Annotated in this window: 27 protein-coding genes; 24 read left to right on the forward strand and 3 right to left on the reverse strand. The window is 60.0% G+C overall.

Annotated elements, in window-relative coordinates; all coding sequences use genetic code 11:
• Positions 1 to 6 precede the first annotated feature (6 nt).
• Both secF and KGB20_RS10260 read left to right on the forward strand, forming a co-directional pair.
• Positions 7 to 921, forward strand: coding sequence for a protein translocase subunit SecF (gene secF, locus KGB20_RS10255; protein ID WP_056855158.1), 915 nt, complete (start codon positions 7 to 9; stop codon positions 919 to 921).
• A gap of 121 nt (positions 922 to 1,042) precedes the next feature.
• Positions 1,043 to 1,591 carry a glycine zipper 2TM domain-containing protein gene (locus KGB20_RS10260; RefSeq protein WP_057716304.1) on the forward strand — a complete coding sequence of 183 codons (549 nt, stop codon included), beginning with the start codon at positions 1,043 to 1,045 and terminating at the stop codon, positions 1,589 to 1,591.
• Positions 1,592 to 1,843: 252 nt separating this feature from the next.
• On the opposite strand, the gene suhB is transcribed toward KGB20_RS10260, so the two are convergent.
• Positions 1,844 to 2,662: an inositol-phosphate phosphatase gene (suhB, locus tag KGB20_RS10265; RefSeq protein WP_008053258.1), complete on the reverse strand. Its 819-nt coding sequence runs from the start codon at positions 2,660 to 2,662 to the stop codon at positions 1,844 to 1,846.
• 146 nt (positions 2,663 to 2,808) lie between these two features.
• On the opposite strand from suhB, the gene trmJ reads away from it, so the two are divergent.
• From trmJ to KGB20_RS10375, 22 genes are all read left to right on the forward strand, one after another.
• Positions 2,809 to 3,579, forward strand: a complete 771-nt coding sequence (gene trmJ / locus KGB20_RS10270; RefSeq protein WP_008053257.1) for a tRNA (cytosine(32)/uridine(32)-2'-O)-methyltransferase TrmJ — start codon at positions 2,809 to 2,811, stop codon at positions 3,577 to 3,579.
• A gap of 2 nt (positions 3,580 to 3,581) precedes the next feature.
• Positions 3,582 to 4,358 carry a serine O-acetyltransferase gene (gene cysE / locus KGB20_RS10275; protein WP_102670196.1) on the forward strand — a complete coding sequence of 259 codons (777 nt, stop codon included), beginning with the start codon at positions 3,582 to 3,584 and terminating at the stop codon, positions 4,356 to 4,358.
• Between the two features lie 254 nt (positions 4,359 to 4,612).
• Positions 4,613 to 5,104: a Fe-S cluster assembly transcriptional regulator IscR gene (gene iscR, locus KGB20_RS10280; protein ID WP_007903581.1), complete on the forward strand. Its 492-nt coding sequence runs from the start codon at positions 4,613 to 4,615 to the stop codon at positions 5,102 to 5,104.
• A gap of 50 nt (positions 5,105 to 5,154) precedes the next feature.
• Positions 5,155 to 6,369 (forward strand): IscS subfamily cysteine desulfurase, encoded by a 1,215-nt coding sequence (locus tag KGB20_RS10285; protein ID WP_057716303.1) that lies wholly within the window; start codon positions 5,155 to 5,157, stop codon positions 6,367 to 6,369.
• A gap of 101 nt (positions 6,370 to 6,470) precedes the next feature.
• Positions 6,471 to 6,857 carry a Fe-S cluster assembly scaffold IscU gene (gene iscU, locus KGB20_RS10290; RefSeq protein ID WP_028620148.1) on the forward strand — a complete coding sequence of 129 codons (387 nt, stop codon included), beginning with the start codon at positions 6,471 to 6,473 and terminating at the stop codon, positions 6,855 to 6,857.
• A gap of 34 nt (positions 6,858 to 6,891) precedes the next feature.
• A complete protein-coding gene (gene iscA / locus KGB20_RS10295; RefSeq protein ID WP_003227904.1) occupies positions 6,892 to 7,215 on the forward strand; it encodes an iron-sulfur cluster assembly protein IscA in 324 nt (107 codons plus the stop codon).
• Between the two features lie 8 nt (positions 7,216 to 7,223).
• Complete coding sequence (hscB, locus tag KGB20_RS10300; protein ID WP_057716302.1) at positions 7,224 to 7,745, forward strand: co-chaperone HscB; 522 nt, start codon at positions 7,224 to 7,226, stop codon at positions 7,743 to 7,745.
• Positions 7,746 to 7,796: 51 nt separating this feature from the next.
• Positions 7,797 to 9,659 (forward strand): Fe-S protein assembly chaperone HscA, encoded by a 1,863-nt coding sequence (gene hscA, locus KGB20_RS10305; protein WP_154947366.1) that lies wholly within the window; start codon positions 7,797 to 7,799, stop codon positions 9,657 to 9,659.
• A gap of 2 nt (positions 9,660 to 9,661) precedes the next feature.
• Positions 9,662 to 10,003: an ISC system 2Fe-2S type ferredoxin gene (gene fdx / locus KGB20_RS10310; RefSeq protein WP_007998670.1), complete on the forward strand. Its 342-nt coding sequence runs from the start codon at positions 9,662 to 9,664 to the stop codon at positions 10,001 to 10,003.
• Positions 10,004 to 10,017: 14 nt separating this feature from the next.
• Positions 10,018 to 10,218 (forward strand): Fe-S cluster assembly protein IscX, encoded by a 201-nt coding sequence (iscX, locus tag KGB20_RS10315; protein WP_008070969.1) that lies wholly within the window; start codon positions 10,018 to 10,020, stop codon positions 10,216 to 10,218.
• A gap of 89 nt (positions 10,219 to 10,307) precedes the next feature.
• Positions 10,308 to 10,733, forward strand: coding sequence for a nucleoside-diphosphate kinase (gene ndk / locus KGB20_RS10320; protein WP_007903599.1), 426 nt, complete (start codon positions 10,308 to 10,310; stop codon positions 10,731 to 10,733).
• A gap of 28 nt (positions 10,734 to 10,761) precedes the next feature.
• The gene (gene rlmN / locus KGB20_RS10325; RefSeq protein ID WP_150813624.1) at positions 10,762 to 11,904 is read left to right on the forward strand and encodes a 23S rRNA (adenine(2503)-C(2))-methyltransferase RlmN; all 1,143 of its coding nucleotides are present in this window, start codon (positions 10,762 to 10,764) and stop codon (positions 11,902 to 11,904) included.
• A 16-nt stretch (positions 11,905 to 11,920) separates the two neighbouring features.
• Positions 11,921 to 12,679: a type IV pilus biogenesis/stability protein PilW gene (gene pilW / locus KGB20_RS10330; protein WP_154947367.1), complete on the forward strand. Its 759-nt coding sequence runs from the start codon at positions 11,921 to 11,923 to the stop codon at positions 12,677 to 12,679.
• A complete protein-coding gene (locus KGB20_RS10335; RefSeq protein WP_223473586.1) occupies positions 12,679 to 13,710 on the forward strand; it encodes a helix-turn-helix domain-containing protein in 1,032 nt (343 codons plus the stop codon). Before pilW ends, KGB20_RS10335 begins: the two co-directional genes overlap by 1 nt.
• 3 nt (positions 13,711 to 13,713) lie before the next feature.
• Positions 13,714 to 14,823 (forward strand): flavodoxin-dependent (E)-4-hydroxy-3-methylbut-2-enyl-diphosphate synthase, encoded by a 1,110-nt coding sequence (gene ispG, locus KGB20_RS10340; RefSeq protein ID WP_003185136.1) that lies wholly within the window; start codon positions 13,714 to 13,716, stop codon positions 14,821 to 14,823.
• Between the two features lie 38 nt (positions 14,824 to 14,861).
• Positions 14,862 to 16,151, forward strand: a complete 1,290-nt coding sequence (gene hisS, locus KGB20_RS10345; RefSeq protein WP_008053247.1) for a histidine--tRNA ligase — start codon at positions 14,862 to 14,864, stop codon at positions 16,149 to 16,151.
• A gap of 41 nt (positions 16,152 to 16,192) precedes the next feature.
• Positions 16,193 to 16,834 carry a tetratricopeptide repeat protein gene (locus KGB20_RS10350; protein WP_057716297.1) on the forward strand — a complete coding sequence of 214 codons (642 nt, stop codon included), beginning with the start codon at positions 16,193 to 16,195 and terminating at the stop codon, positions 16,832 to 16,834.
• Entirely contained in the window at positions 16,827 to 17,978 is a 1,152-nt protein-coding gene (gene bamB, locus KGB20_RS10355) for an outer membrane protein assembly factor BamB (RefSeq protein ID WP_057716296.1), read from the forward strand. The genes KGB20_RS10350 and bamB overlap by 8 nt, the downstream gene beginning before the upstream one ends.
• A gap of 76 nt (positions 17,979 to 18,054) precedes the next feature.
• Positions 18,055 to 18,231: a hypothetical protein gene (locus KGB20_RS10360; protein ID WP_157858934.1), complete on the forward strand. Its 177-nt coding sequence runs from the start codon at positions 18,055 to 18,057 to the stop codon at positions 18,229 to 18,231.
• The gene (der, locus tag KGB20_RS10365) at positions 18,219 to 19,688 is read left to right on the forward strand and encodes a ribosome biogenesis GTPase Der (RefSeq protein WP_057716294.1); all 1,470 of its coding nucleotides are present in this window, start codon (positions 18,219 to 18,221) and stop codon (positions 19,686 to 19,688) included. The genes KGB20_RS10360 and der overlap by 13 nt, the downstream gene beginning before the upstream one ends.
• Positions 19,689 to 19,810: 122 nt before the next feature.
• Positions 19,811 to 20,959, forward strand: coding sequence for a pyridoxal phosphate-dependent aminotransferase (locus KGB20_RS10370; protein WP_150813626.1), 1,149 nt, complete (start codon positions 19,811 to 19,813; stop codon positions 20,957 to 20,959).
• Positions 20,947 to 21,738, forward strand: coding sequence for an amidohydrolase (locus KGB20_RS10375; RefSeq protein WP_150813627.1), 792 nt, complete (start codon positions 20,947 to 20,949; stop codon positions 21,736 to 21,738). The genes KGB20_RS10370 and KGB20_RS10375 overlap by 13 nt, the downstream gene beginning before the upstream one ends.
• Before the next feature lie 181 nt (positions 21,739 to 21,919).
• Here KGB20_RS10375 and leuA read toward each other — a convergent pair whose 3' ends face one another.
• Together leuA and KGB20_RS10385 are read right to left on the reverse strand one after the other, a co-directional pair.
• Positions 21,920 to 23,599: a 2-isopropylmalate synthase gene (gene leuA / locus KGB20_RS10380; protein ID WP_057716291.1), complete on the reverse strand. Its 1,680-nt coding sequence runs from the start codon at positions 23,597 to 23,599 to the stop codon at positions 21,920 to 21,922.
• Positions 23,600 to 24,051: 452 nt separating this feature from the next.
• A complete protein-coding gene (locus KGB20_RS10385) occupies positions 24,052 to 24,873 on the reverse strand; it encodes a peptidoglycan DD-metalloendopeptidase family protein (protein WP_102670186.1) in 822 nt (273 codons plus the stop codon).
• Between the last annotated feature and the right edge of the window lie 3 nt (positions 24,874 to 24,876).

Here is a 24,876-nt window from a genome sequence, read left to right on the forward strand (position 1 = left end):
GCTGCCATGTTACGTACAATCAACTTCATGGGCGTTCGCAACTTTGCGTTCGGCGTCACATTGTTCCTTACGGTGCTGGCCTTGTTCAGCGTCGCCACCAAGGGCATGAACTGGGGCCTGGACTTCACCGGCGGTACGCTCATCGAGCTGACCTACGAGCGTCCGGCCGACGTCACCAAGGTGCGTGAGCAGCTGGTGACCGCGGGTTATCACGAAGCCATCGTGCAGAACTTCGGTGCAACCACCGACCTGCTGGTGCGCATGCCTGGCGAAGACCCGCAACTGGGTCACCAGGTGGCCGAAGCCTTGCAGAAGGTGGGCGGCGAGAACCCGGCGACGGTCAAGCGCGTCGAGTTCGTCGGCCCGCAGGTGGGTGAAGAGCTGCGCGACCAGGGCGGCCTCGGCATGCTGATGGCGCTGGGCGGCATCCTGATCTACCTGGCGTTCCGCTTTCAGTGGAAGTTTGCGGTCGGTGCGATCGTTTCCCTGATCCACGACGTGATCGTGACCATCGGTATCCTGTCGTTCTTCCAGATCACCTTCGACCTGACGGTGCTGGCGGCGGTACTGGCGATCATCGGTTACTCGCTCAACGACACCATCGTGGTATTCGACCGGGTTCGTGAGAACTTCCGGGTACTGCGCAAGGCCAACCTGATCGAGAACATCAACATCTCGACCACGCAAACCCTGCTGCGGACCATGGCGACTTCGATCTCCACCTTGCTGGCGATCGCGGCCCTGCTGTTCTTCGGTGGCGACAACCTGTTCGGCTTCTCCATCGCCCTGTTCATCGGTGTTCTGGCGGGTACTTACTCGTCGATCTACATCGCGAACGTGGTGCTGATCTGGCTGAACCTGAGCACGGAAGACCTGATTCCTCCGGCCAATACCGAGAAGGAAGTCGACGACCGTCCTTGAAGGAAGCTTCTTTCAGCGATGTAGTCCGAAAAAGGCGCGAGTTGAACTCGCGCCTTTTTTTATGCTCCAAGGCTGGGAGAAGCGCGGGTTTATCCCGCATGTGATGGTCCAGGAGGTTCATGTGAACAAGTCGATGCTGGTTGGTGCTGTACTGGGTGCTGTCGGTGTGACTGCCGGGGGTGCTGTGGCCACCTACAGCCTGGTTAAAAGCGGCCCGGAGTTCGCACAAGTACTCGCCGTTGAGCCGGTCAAGACACAAATCAAGACTCCACGTGAAGTGTGCAAGGATGTAGCGGTCACCCGGCAGGCGCCGGTGAAAGATCAACATCAGATCGCCGGTACGGTGGTCGGTGCATTGGCAGGTGGTTTGCTGGGTAACCAGATCGGTGGCGGCAGCGGTAAGAAGATCGCCACGGTCGCAGGTGCTGTCGGTGGCGGTTACGCCGGTAACAAGGTGCAGGAAGGCATGCAGGAGCGTGACACCTACACCACCACCCAGACCCGCTGTAACACGGTTAACGACATCAGTGACAAGGTTGTAGGTTACGACGTGCGTTATTCGCTGGACGGCAAGGAAGGCAAGGTGCGCATGGATCGTGATCCAGGCAACCAGATTCCGGTGGATAAGGAAGGCAAGTTGATCTTGTCGGAGAATCAGACGGCTCACTGATCTGCTGATGCTGGATTAAAAAAGAAGCACCCTGCGGGGTGCTTTTTTTGTGCCCGCGATCTATGCGCCACCGCAATCCCTTGTGGGAGCGGGCTTGCTCGCGAAGGCGGTGTGTCAGTCGCCATCTCAATTGACTGACACGGCCTCTTCGCGAGCAAGCCCGCTCCCACATTTGGATTTGCGGTGTTTGAGGGGGCAAATTCCAGGCATAAAAAAAGCACCCCGTGGGGTGCTTTTTCTGTCGCTGGAAGCTTAGCGCTTCAGCGAGGCTGGCAGGTGCGGCTGGATGGCCGTCAGGACTGCCTTGAAGCATTTGGTGTTGCCGGCAACGACGTGGCCTTTTTCAAGGAAGTCGTGACCGCCGGTGAAGTCGCTCACCAGGCCGCCAGCTTCCTGGATCAGCAGGGCGCCTGCCGCCATGTCCCATTCGGACAGGCCCGACTCCCAGAAGGCGTCGAAGCGGCCGGCGGCCACGTAGGCCAGGTCCAGGCTTGCAGAGCCGGCGCGGCGGATGCCGGCGGTCTGACCAACCAGGGCGCGGAACATGCCCAGGTAGTTGTCGAGGTTGTCCATCTGGTCGTCACGGAACGGGAAGCCGGTACCCAGCAGGGCGCCGTCGAGGCTGGTGCGACCGCTGACGCGCAGGCGACGACCGTTCAGTTGAGCGCCGCGACCACGGCTGGCGGTGAATTCTTCCTGGCGAACCGGGTCCAGAACAACAGCATGCTCAAGACGACCGCGGTATTTGCAGGCGATGCTGACAGCGAAGTGAGGAATGCCGCGCAGGAAGTTGGTGGTGCCGTCCAGCGGATCGATGATCCACAGGTACTCTTCGCCTTCGATGCCGGTGCCGGCGTGCATGCCGGTCTCTTCACCCAGGATCGAGTGATTCGGGTACGCCTTGCGCAGGGCGTCGATGATTTTCTGTTCGGCGGCGCGATCCACCTCGGATACGTAATCCTTGGCGTCTTTTTCGTCGACCTTGATGGTATCCAGGCGCTCGATGGAGCGGAAGATCAATTCACTGGCGCTGCGGGCGGCGCGCAGCGCGATATTCAGCATGGGCTGCATGGATGTGTCACCTAAGGTTGTTAAAGAAAGCCGGGCATTCTATCAGAAAGTTTCTACAGGAGAAGGACGACGTTCGCTTTCATGGCTTAACGGTAGGTTCAGCTGTAAGATTCGGCTCCCGATTATTGTGTTCGAGAGCGCCTCCCTTGCTGCAAAACATTCGTGTCGTCCTGGTCAATACCAGCCATCCGGGCAATATCGGCGGGGCTGCGCGTGCCATGAAGAACATGGGGCTGTCGCGGCTGGTGCTGGTCGAGCCTCGTGTGTTCCCGCATCACGAGGCCGATGCCCGTGCCTCCGGTGCCGGGGACATCCTTGAAAACGCGCAAGTCGTCGCCACCTTGGAAGATGCCTTGGTCGGCTGCAACCTGGTGCTTGGTACCAGTGCTCGCGACCGGCGCATTCCCTGGCCGCTGCTCGATCCCCGCGAATGCGGAACGAAGGTGGTCGAGGAAGCGGGGCAGGGTGCGGAAATCGCTCTGGTGTTCGGTCGTGAAGATTCCGGCCTGACCAACGAAGAGCTGCAGCGATGTCATTATCACGTGCACATTCCATCAGACCCTGAGTTCAGTTCGCTGAACCTTGGGGCGGCGGTGCAGGTGTTGGGTTATGAAGTGCGCATGTCCTGGCTGGCGGCCCAAGGTCAGCCGAGCAAGGTCGAGAAGGAAGAAGTGGCCTCGGTCAAAAGCGCTGAGCTGGCGACCATGGACGAACTGGAGCGATTCTATGAGCACCTGGAGCAGACCCTGGTGGCCATCGAATTCCTCGATCCGGAAAAGCCACGGCACTTGATGGCGCGCCTGCGCCGGTTGTACGGACGCAGCTCGGTCAGCCGGGCGGAAATGAATATTTTGCGTGGCATCCTCACGGAAACCCAAAAAGCGGCCCGTGGTGAGCTCCTTAAGCGGAAGGATTAATGATGTTCGAGCGTTTGCGTGAAGATATCCAGAGCGTATTCCACCGAGACCCGGCGGCGCGTAACGCTTTTGAAGTCCTGACTTGCTATCCGGGCATGCACGCCATCTGGATCCACCGTTTGTCGGCGATGCTGTGGCGCGCGGACCTGAAATGGCTGGCGCGGCTGGTGTCGAACTTCGGCCGCTGGTTGACCGGGATCGAGATCCATCCGGGGGCCAAGGTCGGTCGTCGTTTTTTCATTGACCATGGCATGGGCATCGTCATCGGTGAAACCGCCGAGATCGGCGATGACGTCACTATTTATCAGGGCGTGACCCTGGGCGGCACCAGCTGGAACAAGGGCAAGCGTCACCCGACGCTGGGTGATGGCGTCGTGGTCGGGGCGGGCGCGAAGGTGCTCGGCCCGTTCACGGTTGGTGCCGGTGCCAAGGTGGGTTCCAACGCTGTCGTGACCAAGGAAGTGCCGCCGGGTGCCACTGTGGTGGGCATTCCGGGGCGGATCATCGTCAAGTCCGATGTCGAGCAGGACGCCAAGCGCAAGGCCATGGCCGAGAAGATCGGTTTTGATGCCTACGGCCTCAGCGAAGACATGCCTGACCCGGTGGCGCGTGCCATTGGTCAGCTGCTCGATCACCTGCAGGCGGTCGATGGTCGTCTGGAGGGGATGTGCGGGGCGTTGAAGGATCTGGGCAGCAATTACTGTGCGAAAGATCTGCCTGAGCTGCGCGAAGAAGATTTCGCCTGTGTGAAGGACAAGGATCAGAGTCAGGCCAGCTAAACCGAGTCGAACTCATCGCGAGCAAGCTCGCTCCCACAGGTGATCAAGTTGTACAGGCTGACGCGGTCCAGTGTGGGAGCGAGCTTGCTCGCGATGAACGATAACGCGGTACTGCTGGCTGTATATGGCCGGCCTTTGCTATGATGCTGCCGCTCTTTTGCGGGTAAACCTGACTAAAGTACTAGGTCTTATAGTTGACTTAAATACTCGGGAATTGCATACTCGCCTCATTCCGAACTCCGTGGTAATTGTCCATGCGACTGACTACAAAAGGCCGATATGCCGTGACCGCCATGCTTGATCTGGCGTTGCACGCGCAGCACGGGCCCGTGTCCCTGGCTGATATCTCCGAGCGCCAAGGCATCTCCCTGTCCTACCTCGAACAGCTTTTCGCCAAGCTGCGCCGCAGCAATCTGGTGTCCAGCGTGCGCGGTCCGGGTGGTGGCTACCAATTGTCCCGCGACATGCAGGGCATCCAGGTCGCCCAGGTGATCGATGCGGTGAACGAATCGGTCGATGCAACCAAATGCCAGGGCCAGGGTGATTGCCATCAAGGCGACACCTGTCTGACCCACCACTTGTGGTGTGATCTGAGCCTGCAAATTCACGAATTTCTGAGCGGTATCAGCTTGGCTGACCTTGTGACTCGCCGTGAGGTGCAAGAAGTAGCCCAGCGTCAGGACCAGCGCCGTTGCAACAGCAAGGCGCCACGCCTGGACAAGATTGAAGCGTCCGCCGTCGAATGACAGCCAAAGAGCTAGCGGCACGCCAGCCAGCCTGATTTAGGAGATAGTCCATGAAATTGCCGATTTACCTTGATTACTCTGCGACCACCCCGGTTGATCCGCGTGTTGCGCAAAAAATGAGTGAATGCCTGCTGGTCGACGGAAACTTCGGTAACCCGGCGTCCCGTTCCCACGTGTTCGGCTGGAAAGCTGAAGAGTCCGTTGAAAACGCTCGTCGTCAGGTCGCTGACCTGGTCAACGCCGACCCGCGTGAAATCGTCTGGACCTCCGGTGCCACCGAATCCGACAACCTGGCAATCAAGGGTGCGGCACATTTCTATGCCACCAAGGGCAAGCACCTGATCACCACCAAGATTGAGCACAAGGCTGTCCTGGACACCATGCGCCAACTGGAGCGTGAAGGCTTCGAAGTGACCTACATCGAGCCTCGTACCGATGGCCTGGTGACCCCGGAGATGATCGAAGCCGAACTGCGCGACGACACCATCCTGGTTTCGGTCATGCACGTGAACAACGAAATCGGCACCGTCAACGACATCGCGGCGATCGGCGAACTGCTCCGTTCCAAGGGCATCCTGTTCCACGTCGACGCCGCTCAGTCCACCGGCAAGGTCGAGATCGACCTGCAGAAGCTGAAAGTCGACATGATGTCGTTCTCTGCCCACAAGACCTACGGTCCTAAAGGTATCGGCGCGCTGTACGTGAGCCGCAAGCCACGCGTGCGCATCGAAGCGACCATGCACGGCGGCGGTCACGAGCGCGGCATGCGTTCCGGCACCCTGGCGACCCACCAGATCGTCGGCATGGGTGAAGCTTTCCGCGTAGCCAAGGAAGACATGGCTGCCGAGAACGCGCGCATCAAGGCGTTGAGCGACCGTTTCTACAAGCAGGTCGAGCACCTGGAAGAGCTGTACGTCAACGGCAGCATGACCGCCCGCGTTCCGCACAACCTGAACCTGAGCTTCAACTACGTTGAAGGCGAGTCGCTGATCATGGCGCTCAAGGATCTGGCGGTTTCGTCCGGTTCGGCCTGCACCTCGGCGTCCCTTGAGCCTTCGTACGTACTGCGCGCCCTGGGCCGCAACGACGAACTGGCACACAGCTCGATCCGCTTCACCTTCGGCCGTTTCACCACCGAAGAAGAAATCGATTACGCCGCGCAGAAAGTCTGCGAGGCCGTTACCAAGCTGCGCGCTCTGTCGCCGCTGTGGGACATGTACAAAGACGGCGTCGATATCTCGAAGATCGAGTGGGCGGCACACTAAACAAAGAAGCCGCCGGATACGGGTCCTGTAGCAGCGCGGCGGTCCACGCAGCGTAACTACAGGGTCTCAAGAGCGGCCCTGATGAGTGAGGATTGAGAATCATGGCTTACAGCGAAAAGGTCATCGACCACTACGAAAACCCGCGCAACGTCGGCAAGATGGACGCGGAAGATCCTGATGTCGGCACCGGCATGGTCGGCGCTCCGGCGTGCGGCGACGTGATGCGCCTGCAGATCAAGGTCAACGAAGCCGGCATCATCGAAGATGCCAAGTTCAAGACTTACGGCTGCGGTTCGGCTATCGCTTCCAGCTCCCTCGCCACCGAGTGGATGAAGGGCAAGACCCTGGATGAAGCGGAAACCATCAAGAATACCCAGCTGGCTGAAGAACTGGCCCTGCCGCCAGTGAAAATCCACTGCTCGGTACTCGCTGAAGATGCCATCAAGGCGGCTGTTCGCGACTACAAGCAGAAGAAAGGCTTGATCTGATTTTCGAGTTTTGGCGACGAGTAAGGAGTCACCGATGGCTATCAGCATGACAGAAGCGGCTGCTCGACACGTGCGGCGCTCCCTCGACGGGCGCGGCAAAGGTGAAGGGATTCGTCTGGGTGTTCGCACCACAGGCTGTTCCGGCCTTGCCTACGTGCTGGAGTTTGTCGACGAGGTGGTTGCAGAGGACCAGGTGTTCGAGAGTCACGGCGAGAAAGTGATCATCGACCCGAAGAGCCTGGCCTACCTGGACGGCACCGAGCTCGATTTCGTCAAGGAAGGGTTGAACGAAGGCTTCAAGTTCAACAACCCCAACGTACGCGGTGAATGTGGCTGCGGCGAAAGCTTCAACATCTGAGGCTTGTCGTGGGTACTCCTTGTCATTTCGCTTTATTTGAGCTGCAACCGAGTTTCGATCTGGACCTCGATCAGCTGGCTACGCGCTACCGTGAGTTGGCGCGCGGCGTTCATCCGGACCGCTTTGCTGACGCTTCCGAGCGCGAGCAGCGGTTGGCGCTGGAACAATCCGCGAGCCTCAACGAGGCCTACCAGACGCTCAAGAGTCCACCCAAGCGCGCGCGTTACCTGCTCGCCTTGAATGGTGGCGAGCTGCCGCTGGAGGTCACGGTGCATGATCCGGAGTTTCTGCTGCAGCAGATGGAGCTGCGCGAAGAGCTCGAAGACCTGCAGGACAGCGCCGACCTGAATGGCGTTGCCGTCTTCAAGCGCCGGCTCAAGGCTGCCCAGGATGAACTGAACCAAAGCTTCGCAGCTTGCTGGAACGATGCCGCGCACCGTGAACGGGCCGAACGCCTGATGCGGCGCATGCAGTTCCTCGACAAGCTCACCTACGAAGTGCGCCAGTTAGAAGAGCGCCTCGACGATTAACCCAGTGCCGCTCCGGTCGCACGCCTGATATACAGATAAGTCCTGATAACGATGGCCCTACTGCAGATCGCCGAACCCGGCCAAAGTCCTCAACCGCACCAGCGTCGTCTGGCTGTGGGGATCGACTTGGGCACTACCAATTCGCTGGTCGCTGCATTGCGCAGTGGACTTTCCGAGCCTCTGGCTGACGCAGAAGGGCGGGTCATCCTGCCGTCTGCCGTGCGCTACCACGCCGATCGCGTCGAAGTTGGCGAATCCGCCAAGCTGGCCGCCGCCACCGATCCTTTGAACACCGTGCTGTCGGTCAAGCGCTTGATGGGTCGTGGTCTGTCCGACGTCAAGCAATTGGGCGATCAACTGCCGTACCGCTTTGTCGGTGGCGAATCGCACATGCCGTTCATCGAGACGATCCAGGGCCCGAAAAGCCCGGTGGAAGTCTCCGCCGACATCCTCAAGGTCCTGCGTCAGCGTGCTGAAGCGACCCTGGGCGGTGAGCTGGTGGGTGCGGTGATCACCGTTCCGGCCTATTTCGACGACGCTCAGCGTCAAGCCACCAAGGACGCGGCCAAGCTGGCCGGTCTGAACGTGTTGCGCTTGCTCAATGAGCCGACCGCGGCAGCCGTGGCTTACGGTCTGGACCAGCACGCCGAAGGCCTGGTCGCGATTTACGACCTGGGCGGCGGCACCTTCGATATTTCGATTCTGCGCCTGACCGGCGGTGTCTTCGAAGTGTTGGCCACCGGCGGCGACAGCGCCCTGGGTGGCGATGACTTCGACCACGCGATTGCTGGCTGGATCATTGAGGGCGCCGGTTTGTCGGCCGACCTTGATCCGGGCGCGCAGCGTCAACTGCTGCAGACATCCTGTGCCGCCAAAGAAGCGCTGACCAGTGCCTCGTCGGTCGAAGTGGCGCATGGCGCCTGGAAAGCCGAACTGACCCGTGAAGCCTTTGATGCGTTGATCGAGCCGATGGTCGCGCGAAGCCTGAAGGCCTGCCGCCGCGCGGTGCGTGATTCCGGTGTCGAGCTGGAAGACGTGCATGCCGTGGTCATGGTCGGTGGTTCGACTCGCGTGCCTCGCGTTCGTGAAGCTGTCGCCGAAGCCTTCGGTCGCCAGCCGCTGACTGAAATCGATCCGGATCAAGTGGTGGCCATCGGTGCCGCGATCCAGGCCGATACCCTGGCCGGCAACAAGCGCGATGGCGATGAACTGCTGCTGCTCGACGTGATTCCGTTGTCCCTGGGGTTGGAAACCATGGGTGGCCTGATGGAGAAGGTGATTCCACGCAACACCACCATCCCCGTCGCTCGTGCCCAGGACTTCACTACTTACAAAGACGGCCAGTCGGCCATGGCCATCCACGTATTGCAGGGCGAGCGCGAGCTGATCAGCGATTGCCGCTCCCTGGCGCGCTTTGAATTGCGTGGCATTCCAGCGATGGTGGCCGGCGCAGCGAAGATTCGCGTGACCTTCCAGGTCGATGCCGATGGCTTGCTCAGTGTGTCCGCCCGCGAACTGGGTTCGGGCGTCGAAGCCAGCATCCAGGTCAAGCCGTCCTACGGTCTGACCGACGGCGAAATCGCCAAGATGCTCAAGGATTCGTTCCAGCACGCCAACGATGACAAGGTTGCCCGCGTACTGCGTGAGCAGCAGGTCGATGCCCAGCGCCTGATCGAAGCGGTGCAGGCTGCCCTGGAGGCCGACGGCGACCGACTGCTCGACGCCGACGAGCGCATGGTCATCGACCTGCAGGTGCAGGAACTGACCGAACTGATGAAAGGTACCGATGGTTACGCCATCGAGCAGCAGACCAAGCGTCTGTCGCAAGTGACCGACGCCTTTGCTGCCCGCCGCCTGGACTCGACGGTGAAAGCCGCGCTGGCGGGGCGCAACCTGAATGAGATTGAGGAATAACGATGCCGCAGGTCATTTTTCTGCCACACGAGAAGTTTTGCCCCGAAGGCATGGTTGTTGAGGCTGAGACGGGTATTTCCATCCTCGAACTGGCCCACGAGCACCACATCGAGATGGAAAGTGCCTGTGGTGGCGTTTGTGCCTGCACCACTTGCCACTGCATCATCCGCGAGGGTTTTGACTCGCTGGAAGAGGCTGACGAGCTGGAAGAGGACTACCTTGATAAGGCTTGGGGTCTTGAGCGCGAGTCCCGTCTGGGGTGCCAGGCCAAGGTCGGTACCGAAGACCTGACCGTCGAGATTCCGAAGTATTCGCTCAACCATGCGGCCGAAGCACCGCACTGATTCAAGGATCTGAAATGAGTCTGAAATGGGTTGATGTACTGGAAATCGCGATCCAGTTGGCTGAAAGCAAGCCTGAGGTGGACCCGCGTTACGTGAACTTCGTCGATCTGCACCAATGGGTGCTGGCATTGCCGGAGTTCAGCGATGATCCGACCCGCGGCGGCGAGAAAGTGCTTGAAGCCATTCAGGCCGCCTGGATCGAAGAGGCAGACTGAGTCTGTCGAGCAGGTTAGGCAATACCCGAGAACCCGCGTATAATTCGCGGGTTTAATTTTTCGTAAATTACCGTTTCTGGAGTTACACCATGGCTGTTCAACGTACTTTCTCCATCATCAAGCCTGACGCCGTTGCTAAAAACGTTATCGGCGAGATCACCACTCGTTTCGAAAAAGCTGGCCTGCGCGTTGTAGCTTCGAAACTGAAGCAACTGTCCAAAGCCGAAGCTGAAGGCTTCTACGCTGAGCACAGCGCTCGTGGTTTCTTCAACGACCTGGTTGCTTTCATGATCTCCGGTCCGGTTGTCGTTCAGGTTCTGGAAGGCGAAAACGCTATCGCTCTGAACCGTGAGCTGATGGGCGCTACCAACCCTAAAGAAGCTGCTGCCGGCACCATCCGTGCTGACTTCGCTGATTCCATCGACGCCAACGCCGTACACGGTTCGGACTCCGAAGCCGCTGCCGCTCGCGAAATCTCGTACTTCTTCGCAGCTACTGAAGTAACCACTCGCTAAGCATTGGCTTAAGAGTGAAGGTGAATCCATGACTACATCGACTGTAAAAACTAACCTGCTGGGTCTGACCCAGCTGGAAATGGAAAAATTCTTCGACTCAATCGGGGAGAAGCGTTTCCGTGCCGGTCAGGTAATGAAATGGATTCACCACTTTGGTGTCGATGATTTCGATGCCATGACGAACGTCAGCAAGGCCTTGCGCGAAAAGCTCAAGACTGTTGCCGAGGTCCGTGGTCCGGAAGTGGTCAGCGAGGACATCTCCAGCGACGGCACCCGCAAGTGGGTGGTGCGCGTGGCGTCCGGCAGCTGCGTCGAGACCGTTTACATTCCCCAGGGCAAGCGCGGCACCTTGTGCGTTTCGTCCCAGGCAGGCTGTGCCCTGGATTGCAGTTTCTGCTCCACCGGCAAGCAAGGCTTCAACAGCAACCTCACCGCCGCCGAAGTCATCGGGCAGGTGTGGATTGCCAACAAATCCTTTGGCAGCGTCCCGGCAACCGTCGACCGTGCCATCACCAACGTGGTGATGATGGGCATGGGTGAGCCGCTGCTGAACTTCGACAACGTCGTCGCGGCCATGCATTTGATGATGGACGACCTGGGCTACGGCATTTCCAAGCGCCGTGTGACCCTGTCGACCTCCGGCGTGGTGCCGATGATCGATGAGCTCTCCAAGCACATCGACGTCTCCCTGGCGTTGTCCCTGCACGCACCGAATGACGCATTGCGTAACCAATTGGTGCCGATCAACAAGAAGTATCCGCTTAAGATGCTCCTCGAGTCGTGCCAGCGCTACATGTCGAATCTCGGCGAAAAGCGCGTGCTGACCATCGAGTACACCTTGCTCAAAGATATCAACGACAAGGTCGAGCACGCCGTGGAGATGATCGAGCTGCTCAAGAACATCCCGTGCAAGATCAATCTGATCCCGTTCAACCCGTTCCCGCACTCCGGTTACGAGCGCCCGAGCAACAACGCCATTCGTCGTTTCCAGGATCAGCTTCATCATGCCGGTTTCAACGTCACCGTCCGCACCACCCGTGGTGAAGACATCGATGCGGCCTGTGGTCAACTGGTAGGGCAGGTGCTGGATCGCACCCGTCGCAGCGAACGTTATATCGCCGTGCGTGAACTCAACGCCGACAACGATGTAGCGCAAGACGCCGCGAAATAACCAAGAGAGGATCTCTATGTCCCTGCGCTTTGCGCTGCTGTTGCTGTTGGCCAGCCTGTGTGCTGGCTGCGTGCTTTCGGGTGATTACAACCCGATGAAGACCAGCAAGGGCCGTGATGAAGCGCGTGAGGCCTATGTGCAACTCGGTATCGGGTATTTGCAACAAGGCATGACCGAGCGCGCCAAGGTTCCGTTGAAGAAAGCATTGGAGCTGGATGGCTCCGACCCTGATGCCAACGCGGCGCTGGGGCTGGTGTTCCAGGCCGAGATGGAACCGGAACTTGCCGACGAGCATTTTCGCAAGGCGCTGGCTTCCCGTCCCGGCGATGCACGAATCCTCAATAACTACGGCAGTTTCCTGTTCGAGCAGAAGCGTTACAACGAAGCCTACGAGCGCTTTGAGCAGGCCGCTGCCGATACCCTGTATCCTGAGCGTTCGCGGGTGTTCGAGAACCTGGGCATGACCGCAGCGATGCTCGGTCAGCGCGATCTGGCCCGGCAGCAACTGGAAAAAGCCCTGCGCCTGAACCGCCAACAACCACGTGCATTGCTGGAAATGGCTGAGTTGTCTTACGAAGACAGGCATTATGTGCCTGCGCGTGACTATTACGACCGTTTTAGCCAGCTCTCCGAGCAAAATGCACGTAGTCTATTGCTCGGCATTCGGCTGGCAAAAGTGTTCGAAGACCGCGACAAGGCCGCAAGTGCAGGCCTGCAACTAAAAAGACTCTATCCCGGTACGCCGGAATATCAGCAATACCTGTCGGAGCAATGATGAAAGCGGCGCATCCCGAAGTTGTAGCAGCGAATCGCGTAAACCCCGGTGAGACTTTGCGCCAGGCCCGCGAAAGCAATGGCTGGTCGCTGGCCGAAGTGGCCCTCAAGCTCAACCTCACCACCACTTCCCTGAGCAATCTGGAAGCCGGCGCCTTCGACAAGCTGCCCGGGCATACTTTTGCCCGTGGTTACATTCGCGCCTATGCCAAGTTGCTCGGCATGGACCAGGCCGTTCTGGTCCAGCAATTCGATCAATCCACCGGTACCGACTCCCAGGGCAGCAATGTTCACAGCCTGGGCCGTATTGAAGAGCCGGTCCGGGTTTCCCACACCATTTTGCGAATCGTCAGCCTGCTGTTGCTGGTCGCGGTGATCGGTGGCGGTTTCGTCTGGTGGCAGGATCAGACCTCGATGCGCACCAAGGACCTGATCGGTCTGGCACCAGAGCACGTAGAAGTCGAAGGCGCCGACGGTACGACACAGATTCACCCGCTGGACGAGCCGGAAGACCAGGCCGTCGTAGAAGGTCAGAGCGAAGGCGTAACCGCCCTCGCGCTGCCACAGGCCGACGCTCCGGCTGAAGCACCAGAGCAGGCTCAGGCGACTGCGCCAGCCGCCCCGGTAGCGCCGACCACGCCAGCCGCACCCGCGCACACCGCGCCCGTTGTCGCAGCGCCGGTGACCCCGGCAGCTCCGGCTCCGGCAGCTCCTGCCGTCCCGGCCCCGGTGGCGACTGCACCGGTAGCCCCTGTGGCTCCGGCTCCAGCGGCAGCCGCGCCGGTGGCTGGTCAAGGCCAGGTTCAGGTGCAGTTCACCTCCGATTGCTGGACACAAGTGACCGACGGTAACGGCAAGGTGCTGTTCAGCGGTCTCAAACGCAAAGGCGACAGCCTGGCGGTCAATGGCAAACCACCGTTTGCCGTGCGTCTGGGCTTTGCCCGTGGCGCTCAGGTCAGCTACAACGGCCAGCCGGTTGATGTCGCTCCGTTCACCAGTGGCGAGACTGCTCGCCTGAAGTTGGGTCAATAAGTCATGCACGGCGAATCTCCAATCAAACGTCGCGAATCCCGCAAAATCTGGGTCGGTAACGTGCCTGTTGGCGGCGATGCGCCTATCGCTGTGCAGAGCATGACCAACAGCGACACCAACGATGTTGCGGCCACCGTCGCGCAGATCAATCGCCTGGAAGCGGCCGGCGTCGATATCGTGCGGGTCTCCGTACCGGACATGGACGCCGCCGAAGCCTTCGGCAAGATCAAGCAGCTGGTCAAAGTACCCTTGGTTGCCGACATTCACTTCGACTACCGGATCGCTTTGCGCGTAGCCGAACTGGGTGTCGATTGCCTGCGGATCAACCCGGGCAACATCGGTCGCGAAGACCGCGTGCGTGCGGTGGTGGATGCCGCCCGTGACCGCGGGATCCCGATCCGTATCGGCGTGAACGCCGGTTCCCTGGAAAAAGACCTGCAAAAGAAATACGGCGAGCCGACCCCGGCAGCGCTGGTCGAGTCTGCCTTGCGCCACGTCGAGCACCTTGAGCGCCTGAACTTCCAGGACTTCAAGGTCAGCGTGAAAGCCTCCGATGTGTTCATGGCCGTCGAAGCCTACCGCTTGCTGGCCAAGGAAATCGTCCAGCCGCTGCACCTGGGCATCACCGAAGCCGGTGGATTGCGTTCCGGCACGGTGAAATCTGCCGTGGGCCTCGGTATGCTGCTCGCCGAAGGGATTGGCGATACTATCCGCATCTCGTTGGCGGCCGACCCGGTCGAGGAAGTGAAAGTCGGCTACGACATTCTCAAATCCCTGCACCTGCGTTCCCGTGGCATCAACTTCATCGCCTGCCCGAGCTGCTCGCGGCAGAACTTCGATGTGGTCAAGACCATGAACGAGCTGGAAGGGCGCCTCGAGGATTTGCTGGTGCCGCTGGATGTCGCGGTGATCGGTTGCGTGGTCAATGGCCCGGGCGAAGCCAAGGAAGCCCATATCGGCTTGACCGGCGGCACGCCGAACCTGATTTACATCGACGGCAAGCCGTCGCAGAAGCTGACGAATGACAATCTGGTGGATGAGCTTGAGCGCTTGATCCGCCAGAAAGCGGCCGAAAAGGTCGAAGCTGACGCTGCCGTTATTGCGCGCGGCTAAGCCTGGCTAAAAAGAGCCGAACGAATTAAGGAATTTAAGTGAGCAAGTCTCTGCAAGCCATTCGTGGCATGAACGACATCCTGCCCGAACAGACTCCCCTGTGGCGTCATTTCGAAGGCACCGTTTCGCGCCTGCTGGATAACTACGGTTACAAGCAGATCCGCATGCCGATCGTCGAGTTCACCGAACTGTTCAAGCGTTCCATCGGTGAAGTGACCGACATCGTCGAAAAAGAGATGTACACCTTCGACGACCGCAACGGCGACTCCCTGACCCTGCGTCCTGAAGGCACGGCGGCCTGTGTGCGCGCGGTGCTGGAACACGGCATCACCGGCGGCGGCCAGGTTCAGAAACTCTGGTACATCGGTCCGATGTTCCGCCACGAACGCCCGCAAAAAGGCCGTTATCGCCAGTTCCACCAGATCGGTGTCGAAGTGTTCAACCTCGACGGTCCGGACATCGACGCCGAGTTGATCGTGCTGACCTGGCGCCTGTGGGGCGAGCTGGGCATCCGCGATGCGGTCAAGCTTGAGCTCAACAGCCTGGGCACCAGCGAGTCTCGCGGTCGTTATCGCGAAGCACTGGTCGAGTTCCTGTCCCGGCATCTGGACAAGCTGGACGAAGACAGCCAGCGCCGCCTGAAGACCAACCCGTTGCGGGTCCTGGACACCAAGAACGCCGAGACGCAGGCGATTCTGGTCGATGCGCCGAAAATGGCCGACTACCTCGACGAAGAATCCCGCGTGCATTTCGAGGGCCTCAAGGCTCGTCTGGACGCCGCCGGCATTCCTTATGTGATCAACCCGAAGCTGGTTCGCGGGCTGGACTACTACAGCAAGACCGTTTTCGAATGGGTCACCGACAAACTTGGCGCCCAGGGCACCGTGTGTGCCGGTGGCCGCTACGACGGTCTGGTGGAGCAGATGGGCGGCAAGCCGACCGCCGGCGTTGGCTTTGCCATGGGCATCGAACGCCTGGTGCTGTTGCTCGAAACCCTGGAGCAGATCCCGCAAGAGATCTCCCGTCAGGTCGACGTCTACCTCTGCGCCTTCGGTGAAGCCGCCGAACTGGCCGGCCTGACCCTGGCAGAGCGCGTGCGTGACCAGTTGCCCAACCTGCGCCTGCAAGTGAATGCCGGCGCCGGCAGTTTCAAAAGCCAGTTCAAGAAGGCCGACAAGAGCGGCGCGCTGTACGCGCTGATCCTCGGTGACGACGAAATGGCCCAGCAAGTGGTAGGTTTCAAACCCCTGCGTGGCCAGGGCGAACAACAAAGCATTGCCTGGGATGCGCTTGCAGCACACCTGGCCACCTGCGTCGTGCAGGGTTGAAGCTGTCTAAACAGCCGAATTAGCGATTAAGGAGTATTGGGGTGTCGAGTACCGAAGACGAACATTTGATGGAATTGAAGGAATGGTGGTCACGCAACGGTAAGCCCCTGGTCACTGGCGGCCTGTTGGCGCTGGTCATCGTGTTCGGCTGGCAGGCGTTCCAGAAGTATCAGAGCAATCAGTCGCAAGGCGCCTCGATTCTCTATCAGCAATTGCTCGAAACCACGCTGACGCCTGACGGCAAGCCTGATGCGGCCCGTGTTTCGGACCTGGCCGGCAAGCTCAACAGCGAGTTCGGCGGCAGCGCCTATGCGCAGTACGGCAGCCTGTTCGTGGCCAAGGTAGCGGTCGACAGCGGCAAGCTGGACGACGCGGTCACCGAGCTCAAGGCCATTGTCGCCAAACCGGCCAACCCGGCGCTGGGCGAAATCGCCCGTCAGCGTCTGGCCCAGGTACTCGGCGCGCAGAACAAGGCCGACGAAGCACTGAAGCTGCTCGAAGGCGATGCCGACAAGGCATTCCTGGCCACTCGCGAAGAGCTCAAGGGTGACCTGCTGGTGCAGCTGGGTCGTACCGACGAGGCGAGCGCGGCGTATCAAAAAGCCAAGGCGGCACTGTCGGATGAAGCGGCGGTCGGTGGCCTGCAAATCAAGCTGGACGACCTGGCCAAAGGGGATGCGTGACGTGATTCGTTGGAAACATGCAGCATTGCTGGCCCTGGCCATTTTGGCCGCGGGTTGCAGCAGCAACAGCAAAAAAGAACTGCCTCCGGCCGAACTGGTCGACTTCAAGGAAGAAGTGGTTCTGCACAAGCAGTGGAGTCGTTCGATCGGTGACGGTCAGGGCGAAACCTACAACATGCTGGTTCCGGCCATCGATGGCGATACCATCTATGCCGCCGACGTCACTGGCGTGTTGATGGCGATGGACCGTAACACCGGCGACGTCAAATGGAAGAAAGACCTCGAGCTGCCTGTCTCCGGCGCCGTTGGCGTAGGTTACGGTCTGGTCACCATTGGTACGATCAAGGGTGAAATCGTTGCCCTGGACGCGATCAACGGTGAAGAAAAGTGGCGCGCTCGCGTGTCCAGCGAAGTACTGGCGCCGCCAGCCAACAACGGTGACGTCGTGGTGGTTCAGACCCAGGACGATCGTCTGATCGGCCTGGATGCCTCCACCGGTGACCGTCGCTGGATCTATGACAGCACGCCTGCGGTACTGACCCTGCGTGGCACCAGTGCGCCGATCGTGACCAACCGCCTCGCGGTGGCTGGCCTGTCGACCGGTAAAGTGGTTGCCGTGGACATCTCCAACGGCGTACCGGTGTGGGAACAGCGCGTAGCGATTCCGCAAGGTCGTTCGGAGCTGGAGCGCGTGGTCGACATCGACGGTGGCTTGCTGCTGTCGGGCGAGACGCTGTATGTCGCCAGCTATCAGGGGCGCGTTGCTGCTCTGGACCTGCAAAGCGGCCGTCAGCTCTGGCAGCGTGATGCTTCCAGCTATGCCGGTGTCGCCCAGGGTTTCGGTACCGTTTATGTGACCCTGTCTTCGGGCACCGTTGAAGGCGTCGACGAGCGTTCCACCACAGCCTTGTGGAGCAACGACTCGCTGGCCCGCCGTCAACTGTCGGCTCCGGAAGTGTTCTCCAGCTACGTTGCAGTCGGTGACCTGGAAGGTTACCTGCACCTGCTGAGTCAGGTGGACGGTCGTTTCGTCGGCCGCGAGCGCATCGACAGCGACGGCCTGCGTGCCCGTCCGCTGGTGGTGGGTGACACGATTTATGTATATGGCAACAGCGGCAAACTGGAAGCCCTGACCATTAAGTAAAGGTTTGACTATGCTTGGGGTTAACCCCCCAGGCTGCTTCACCGTTTGTAAGAGTGTAGGAGCGAGCTTGCTCGCGATGGACGTCAACGATTACGTTGGCAATCTGGATAAACGCGGTGTCTTTGCGTTTTTCGCGAGCAAGCTCGCTCCTGCAAAAAAACACACGGTGATTGCCCCGAGCACCAGCCGCTGCCTCGCAGCGGCTTTTGTATTTTCTGAAATAACGAAGTGGAGAGCCGCATGGTTCCCGTAATCGCCCTGGTGGGCCGACCGAACGTCGGCAAGTCCACCTTGTTCAACCGCCTGACCAGGACTCGTGACGCCATCGTCGGCGACTTGTCCGGTCTGACCCGTGATCGCCAGTACGGTGAGGCCAAGTGGCAAGGGCGTTCCTACATTCTGATCGACACCGGCGGTATCTCCGGTGACGAGCACGGTATGGACGAAAAAATGGCCGAGCAGTCGCTGCTGGCCATTGAAGAAGCGGATGTCGTTCTGTTCCTGGTAGATGCCAAGGCCGGCTTCACCGCCGCCGACCAGATGATCGCCGAGCATTTGCGCAAACGTAACAAGCGTTCCCATGTGGTGGCCAACAAGGTCGACAACATCGACCCGGAAATGGCCCGCGCCGAATTCGCCCCGTTGGGCATGGGCCACGCGATCCCGATCGCCGGTGCCCACGGCCGTGGTATCACCCAGTTGCTGGAAATCGCACTGAGTGACTTCCCGAAAGACGAAGACGAGCTGGAAGAAGGCGAGGAAGAAGATGTAGCCGAAGGCGAGGAAGCCAAGCGCATTCCTGGCCCAAGCGAAAAAGACGGGATCAAGATCGCCATCATCGGCCGTCCGAACGTCGGCAAGTCGACCCTGGTCAACCGCATGCTCGGGGAAGACCGGGTAATCGTCTACGACCAACCCGGCACCACCCGCGACAGTATCTACATCCCGTTCGAGCGTAACGACGAGAAGTACACGCTGATCGACACCGCCGGTGTGCGCAAGCGCGGCAAGATCCACGAAGAAGTCGAAAAGTTCTCCGTGGTCAAAACCCTGCAAGCGATCAAAGACGCCAACGTGGTGATCTTCGTGATGGACGCCCGCGAAGGCGTGGTGGATCACGACCTCAACCTGCTGGGCTTTGCCCTTGAGGCCGGTCGTGCATTGGTCATCGCGATCAACAAGTGGGACGGCATGACGCCGAGCGAGCGCGACTTCGTCAAGATCGAGTTGCAGCGTCGTCTGTTTTTCGTCGAGTTTGCCGATATTCACTTTATCTCGGCACTGCACGGCACCGGCGTGGGCAACCTCTACGCGTCGGTACAGAACTCGTTCAAGTCCGCGGTTACCCGTTGGCCGACCAGCCGCCTGACCCAGATCCTGGAAGACGCGGTCAGCGAGCACCAGCCGCCGATGGTCAACAGCCGCCGGATCAAGCTGCGTTATGCTCACCTTGGTGGCGCGAACCCGCCGATCATCGTGATCCACGGCAACCAGATCGAGAAGGTGCCGAAGTCCTACGTGCGTTACCTGGAAAACACCTACCGCCGTGTGCTGAAGCTGGTCGGTACGCCGATCCGCATCGAGTTCAAGGGTGGCGAGAACCCGTACGAAGGCAACAAGAACACGCTCACCGACCGTCAGGTCAACAAGAAGCGTCGCTTGATGTCGCACCACAAGAAGGCCGACAAGAAGCGTCGCGACAAGCGCTGATCGAGGTTTTTCCCGTGGGATGGAAAGGGCGCCAATGGCGCCCTTTTTCATGCCTGCCGTTTGGGCTATCCTCGGATTCCCCCGCGCCGCCGTAGAGCCGGGTGTAGAGCAGGGAACCACCGATGATCACCAGCAAGCTGCCGAATGTCGGCATCACTATCTTCACTCAGATGTCTCAGCTCGCGGCTCAGACCGGCGCGCTCAATCTGTCCCAGGGCTTTCCCGATTTCGCGGCCCCGCAGGCCCTGTGCGATGCGGTCGGCCGGCATATCGCCAGCGGCCATAACCAGTATTCGCCAATGACCGGGCTGCCGGTGTTGCGTCAGCAGATCGCGGCGAAGATCGCCCGCAGTTATGGCGTGCAGGTGGATGTGGATACTGAAGTGACGGTTACCCCCGGTGCGACCGAGGCGATTTTCTGTGCCATTCAGGCGGTTATCCACAGCGGTGACGAAGTCATTGTGTTTGACCCGGCATACGACAGCTACGAACCTTCGGTGGAGCTGGCAGGCGGCCGTTGCGTGCATGTGCAACTGGGCCTGAACGATTTCAGTATCGACTTCGAAAAGCTTGCTCAGGCACTGAGCCCGCGCACGCGGATGATCATTCTCAACACCCCGCACAACCCTAGCGGTGCGTTGATCAGCCGTGACGAACTCGACCAGTTGGCGACGTTAATCCGTGATCGCGATATCTATGTGATCAGCGACGAAGTCTACGAGCACCTGGTGTATGACGGCGTGCCTCACGTTAGCGTGCTGGCCCATGAGGAGTTGTATCAGCGTGCATTCGTCGTCAGTTCGTTCGGCAAGACCTACCACGTCACCGGCTGGAAAACCGGTTATGTGATCGCACCGCCGGCCCTGACGGCGGAATTGCGCAAGGTGCACCAGTACGTCAATTTCTGTGGTGTGACGCCGCTGCAATATGCCTTGGCCGATTTTATGGCCGAGCATCCCGAGCACGTCGAAGAGCTGCCTGCTTTCTATCAGGCCAAGCGTGATCTGTTCTGCGATCTGCTGGCGCCGTCGCGTTTCAGTTTCACCCGGGTGACCGGCACCTATTTCCAGTTGGTCGATTACTCGCAGATCCGCCCGGACCTCAATGACGTCGAGATGGCCCTGTGGATGACTCGCGAGCACGGCGTGGCCAGTATCCCGATCTCGGTGTTCTACCAGACGCCACCGGTCGGCCAGCGCCTGGTGCGGCTGTGCTTTGCCAAGCGTGAGGAGACCCTGCGTGAAGCGGCGGAAAAACTATGCGTGATCTGAGTGCATTGCCGAAACTGACCGTTGCGCTGATCCAGACGTCCCTGGCCTGGCACGACCGCCAGGCCAACCTTGAGCATTTCGAGCCGTTGCTGGAGCAGGCTCGCGGCGCCGACCTGATCATTCTGCCGGAGATGTTCACCACCGGTTTTTCCATGGAGTCGGAAGCCCTCGCCGAAGCGGAAAACGGGCCTACCAGCAAATGGCTGCAGGCTCAGGCTTTGAGGCTTGATGCGGTGATCACCGGTAGCGTGATCGTCCAGGCCGCCGACGGCAGTCATCGCAATCGTCTGTTGTGGGCCCGCCCGGATGGCGAGGTGTGGCATTACGACAAGCGTCATCTGTTCCGCATGGCCGGTGAGCATAACCACTACACCCCCGGTGAGCGCCAGGTGCAGTTCGAGCTCAAGGGCTGGCGCGTACGGCCGTTGATTTGCTACGACCTGCGCTTCCCGGCGTGGAGCCGTGACGCCCAGGACACCGACCTGCTGCTGTACACCGCGAACTGGCCCGGTGCGCGGCGCCAGCACTGGAACCGCTTGCTGCCGGCGCGGGCGATCGAGAACCTGTGCTATGTGGCGGCGGTGAACCGTATTGGCACGGATGGCAAAGGTTTTGCGTATACCGGTGACAGCCAGGTCCTGGATTTCCAGGGCGAGACGCTGCTCAGTGCCGGAGAGGCTGACGGGGTGTTCAAGGTGGTGCTGGATGCGGCGGAGCTGGCGGCGTATCGCACGCGGTTTCCGGCGAATCTGGATGCCGATACCTTCGAGTTCACCTGATTTTTTTCGCTGCCTGATCTGGCCCCTTCGCGAGCAAGCCCGCTCCCACATTTGGAATGCGGTCCCCTGTGGGAGCGGGCTTGCTCGCGAAGGGGCCGGGACGGGCACCACAAAAATCTGCAGGCAAACAAAAAGGCCCCGAGGTTCACACCCCGGGGCCTTTTGCTTTTCGGCTGACAGCTTACGCCGCTTTCGCTTCCGGCTGGCTCAGCGAACGGTTCAGTGCGCTGAACAGGGCCTTGAAGCTGGCGGTGGTGATGTTTTCGTCGATGCCGACGCCATGCACCGCGCGTTCGCCGTTCACACGCAGTTCAATGTAGGCCGCAGCCTTGGCATTGGTGCCAGCGCCGATGGCGTGCTCGTTGTAATCCATGATTTCCACCGGTACCGGCAAGCCGGCCACCAGGGCCTCCAGGGCGCCGTTGCCTTTGCCGCGCCAGTGCAGGTTAGTCTCGCCCTGGCCTTGGCTGGCCACTTCCACTTCGACGGCGCTGTGACCGTTTTCTTCCTGCAGGCGATGGCTGACCAGCGCGTACGGGGTGTTGGCCTGCAAGTACTCGCTGTGCAGCAATGCGTGGATCTGCTGGGCGGTCATTTCCAGGCCCAGGCGGTCGGTTTCACGCTGCACGACCTGGCTGAACTCGATCTGCATGCGACGCGGCAGGCTGATGCCGTATTCCTGTTCCAGCAGGTAGGCGATACCGCCCTTGCCCGACTGGCTGTTGACGCGGATGACCGCTTCGTAGCTGCGGCCGATGTCGGCCGGGTCGATCGGCAGGTACGGTACTTCCCACAGTGCGTCCGGTTTCTGCTGGGCAAAGCCCTTGCGGATCGCATCCTGGTGCGAGCCGGAGAACGCGGTATGCACCAGGTCGCCGACGTACGGGTGACGCGGGTGCACCTGGATCTGGTTGCACTCTTCGACGACTTTGCGTACGCCGTCGATGTCGGAGAAGTCCAGCTCAGGGTTCACGCCCTGGGTGTAGAGGTTCAACGCCACGGTCACGAGGTCGACGTTACCGGTACGCTCGCCGTTGCCGAACAGGCAGCCTTCGACACGGTCGGCGCCAGCCATCAGGCCCAGTTCGGTGGCGGCAACGCCGGTGCCACGGTCGTTGTGGGTGTGCAGGCTGATGATCACGCTGTCACGACGGTTGATGTGACGGCCAAACCATTCGATCTGGTCGGCATAGATATTCGGCGTCGCGCATTCCACCGTGGCCGGCAGGTTGAGAATCATCTTGTGCTCGGGCGTCGGGTTCCAGACTTCGATCACCGCGTCGCAGACTTCCTTGGCGAACTCCATTTCGGTGGCGCTGAAGGTTTCCGGCGAGTATTCGAAGGTCCACTCGGTATCCGGCTGCATGGCCGCGTATTTGACGAACAGCTTGGCGGCGTTCACGGCGATGGCCTTGACCCCGTCCTTGTCCTGGTTGAAGACAATGCGGCGGAAGGAAGGGGAGGTCGCGTTGTACAGGTGAACGATGGCTTTCTTCGCGCCGCGCAGGGATTCGAAGGTGCGCTCGATCAGGTCTTCACGGCCCTGGGTCAGCACCTGGATGGTGGTGTCGTCCGGGATGTGGTTGCCTTCGATCAGGGTGCGGACGAAGTCGAAGTCGGTTTGCGAGGCGGCCGGGAACGACGCTTCGATTTCCTTCACGCCGACCTGCACCAGGGTTTTCCAGAAACGCAGCTTCTTGACGGCGTCCATCGGTTCGATCAGCGACTGGTTGCCGTCGCGCAGGTCGGAGCTGCACCAGATCGGCGCGGCGGTGATGGTTTTCGACGGCCAGGTGCGGTCCGGAATGTCGATGGTCGGGAACGCGCGGTATTTCGAAGACGGGTCTTTGAGCATGCTCATCAGGAAATCCTTATTGTGTTGGCCGAAAAAAGGCGGCCTGCCGGTGGATCAAAAGTTCTTGGACTAACGCTTGGGACGAGGCACCACGATTCAGCCCGGCAGTCGTGCACTGACGAGGCACAGGCTGCGGTGTTGGCGGAGCTGAATGAGGGTGTGAGAGGTTTTCATGCCTTCAACCCTAACCTTGGGGGGGAAAGATGGCAAGCAGTCGAAAAAAATTGAGAGGAATACTCGTGGGCGGGTATTTATCGAGATTTTATTGCTGTGATTGGCAGTGATTGTTTTGTTGTTTGCGCGAGGTTTGAGTGGTGCGCAATTGATGATGTGACACTTCCGGACTGCTTTCGGTGTCTGTGATATTGCCATCGCGAGCAAGCTCGCTCCCACAGGTACAGCGCAAACCCTGTGGGAGCGAGCTTGCTCGCGATGAGGCCATCAGCTTCAACAAAAAGCTAGGGCTGAAACGCACCAATGAAGATAGCCGGATCGACCCGCGCATCGTTCAGGCTGATGTTCCAGTGCATGTGCGGTCCGGTCGCGCGGCCGGTCGCACCGACTTTGCCGACCACGTCACCACGGGCCAGTGGCTGCCCCACCTTCACGTCGATTTTCGACATGTGGCAGAACATGCTGATAAACCCCTGGCCATGGTCGACGAACACCGTGTTGCCATTGAAGAAATAGTTACCGATCAGGATCACCTTGCCGGCGGCCGGGGTCTTGATTGGCGTACCGCCGGGTACGGCGAAGTCCAGGCCTGAGTGGGGGTTGCGTTCTTCACCGTTGAAAAAGCGCCGCACGCCGAACTTGCTCGACAGCGGCCCGTTCACTGGTTTGTCCAGCAGCAGGTTGCTCGGGGTGTTGGGGCTGAACGTGCGGTAGGCAGTAATCTGCTCAGCCAGTTCACGCTCGATGCGCTTGAGATTTTCCGGGTCCGGATTGACCTGTTGGGTGTTCTTCAGGGTGATGCGCTGTTCCGGGTATTTCTTGTTGCCAACCGTAAAATTCAGATTACGGCCGCCGCTGCTGACCGATTGAACCCCCGGCTTGACCGTCAGCGGCAGGCCGACAATGGCCAGCCAGTTGTTCTGTTCCTTCACTACCAGCACCGGTTTGCCTTGATAAGTGGCTTTTGGCGCCTGGGCGGACGTGCCAAGGTCCACCACCGCAACGCCTCCCGGCACCGGTTTGTTCAACTGGCGAGTAATGTAGCTGTCGGCATGGGCGTTGAAGGTCAGGAGCAGCAACAGCAACGGAGCAAAGAAACGCGGCATGGA

It is taken from the genome of Pseudomonas sp. BF-R-30, assembly GCF_019956175.1.
Classification (GTDB): Bacteria; Pseudomonadota; Gammaproteobacteria; order Pseudomonadales; family Pseudomonadaceae; genus Aquipseudomonas; species Aquipseudomonas jessenii.

Excerpts from the sequence above, each read along its gene's own strand:
- leuA (WP_057716291.1), bottom strand. The coding sequence starts at position 23,599 with ATGAGCATGCTCAAAGACCCGTCTTCGAAATACCGCGCGTTCCCGACC.
- der (WP_057716294.1), top strand. The coding sequence starts at position 18,219 with ATGGTTCCCGTAATCGCCCTGGTGGGCCGACCGAACGTCGGCAAGTCC.
- ispG (WP_003185136.1), top strand. The coding sequence starts at position 13,714 with ATGCACGGCGAATCTCCAATCAAACGTCGCGAATCCCGCAAAATCTGG.
- KGB20_RS10285 (WP_057716303.1), top strand. The coding sequence starts at position 5,155 with ATGAAATTGCCGATTTACCTTGATTACTCTGCGACCACCCCGGTTGAT.
- iscR (WP_007903581.1), top strand. The coding sequence starts at position 4,613 with ATGCGACTGACTACAAAAGGCCGATATGCCGTGACCGCCATGCTTGAT.
- secF (WP_056855158.1), top strand. The coding sequence starts at position 7 with ATGTTACGTACAATCAACTTCATGGGCGTTCGCAACTTTGCGTTCGGC.
- KGB20_RS10360 (WP_157858934.1), top strand. The coding sequence starts at position 18,055 with ATGGACGTCAACGATTACGTTGGCAATCTGGATAAACGCGGTGTCTTT.
- pilW (WP_154947367.1), top strand. The coding sequence starts at position 11,921 with ATGTCCCTGCGCTTTGCGCTGCTGTTGCTGTTGGCCAGCCTGTGTGCT.
- KGB20_RS10375 (WP_150813627.1), top strand. The coding sequence starts at position 20,947 with ATGCGTGATCTGAGTGCATTGCCGAAACTGACCGTTGCGCTGATCCAG.
- cysE (WP_102670196.1), top strand. The coding sequence starts at position 3,582 with ATGTTCGAGCGTTTGCGTGAAGATATCCAGAGCGTATTCCACCGAGAC.
- suhB (WP_008053258.1), bottom strand. The coding sequence starts at position 2,662 with ATGCAGCCCATGCTGAATATCGCGCTGCGCGCCGCCCGCAGCGCCAGT.
- iscX (WP_008070969.1), top strand. The coding sequence starts at position 10,018 with ATGAGTCTGAAATGGGTTGATGTACTGGAAATCGCGATCCAGTTGGCT.
- iscU (WP_028620148.1), top strand. The coding sequence starts at position 6,471 with ATGGCTTACAGCGAAAAGGTCATCGACCACTACGAAAACCCGCGCAAC.
- hscA (WP_154947366.1), top strand. The coding sequence starts at position 7,797 with ATGGCCCTACTGCAGATCGCCGAACCCGGCCAAAGTCCTCAACCGCAC.
- ndk (WP_007903599.1), top strand. The coding sequence starts at position 10,308 with ATGGCTGTTCAACGTACTTTCTCCATCATCAAGCCTGACGCCGTTGCT.
- iscA (WP_003227904.1), top strand. The coding sequence starts at position 6,892 with ATGGCTATCAGCATGACAGAAGCGGCTGCTCGACACGTGCGGCGCTCC.
- rlmN (WP_150813624.1), top strand. The coding sequence starts at position 10,762 with ATGACTACATCGACTGTAAAAACTAACCTGCTGGGTCTGACCCAGCTG.
- KGB20_RS10385 (WP_102670186.1), bottom strand. The coding sequence starts at position 24,873 with ATGCCGCGTTTCTTTGCTCCGTTGCTGTTGCTGCTCCTGACCTTCAAC.
- fdx (WP_007998670.1), top strand. The coding sequence starts at position 9,662 with ATGCCGCAGGTCATTTTTCTGCCACACGAGAAGTTTTGCCCCGAAGGC.
- KGB20_RS10370 (WP_150813626.1), top strand. The coding sequence starts at position 19,811 with ATGATCACCAGCAAGCTGCCGAATGTCGGCATCACTATCTTCACTCAG.
- bamB (WP_057716296.1), top strand. The coding sequence starts at position 16,827 with ATGCGTGACGTGATTCGTTGGAAACATGCAGCATTGCTGGCCCTGGCC.
- KGB20_RS10335 (WP_223473586.1), top strand. The coding sequence starts at position 12,679 with ATGAAAGCGGCGCATCCCGAAGTTGTAGCAGCGAATCGCGTAAACCCC.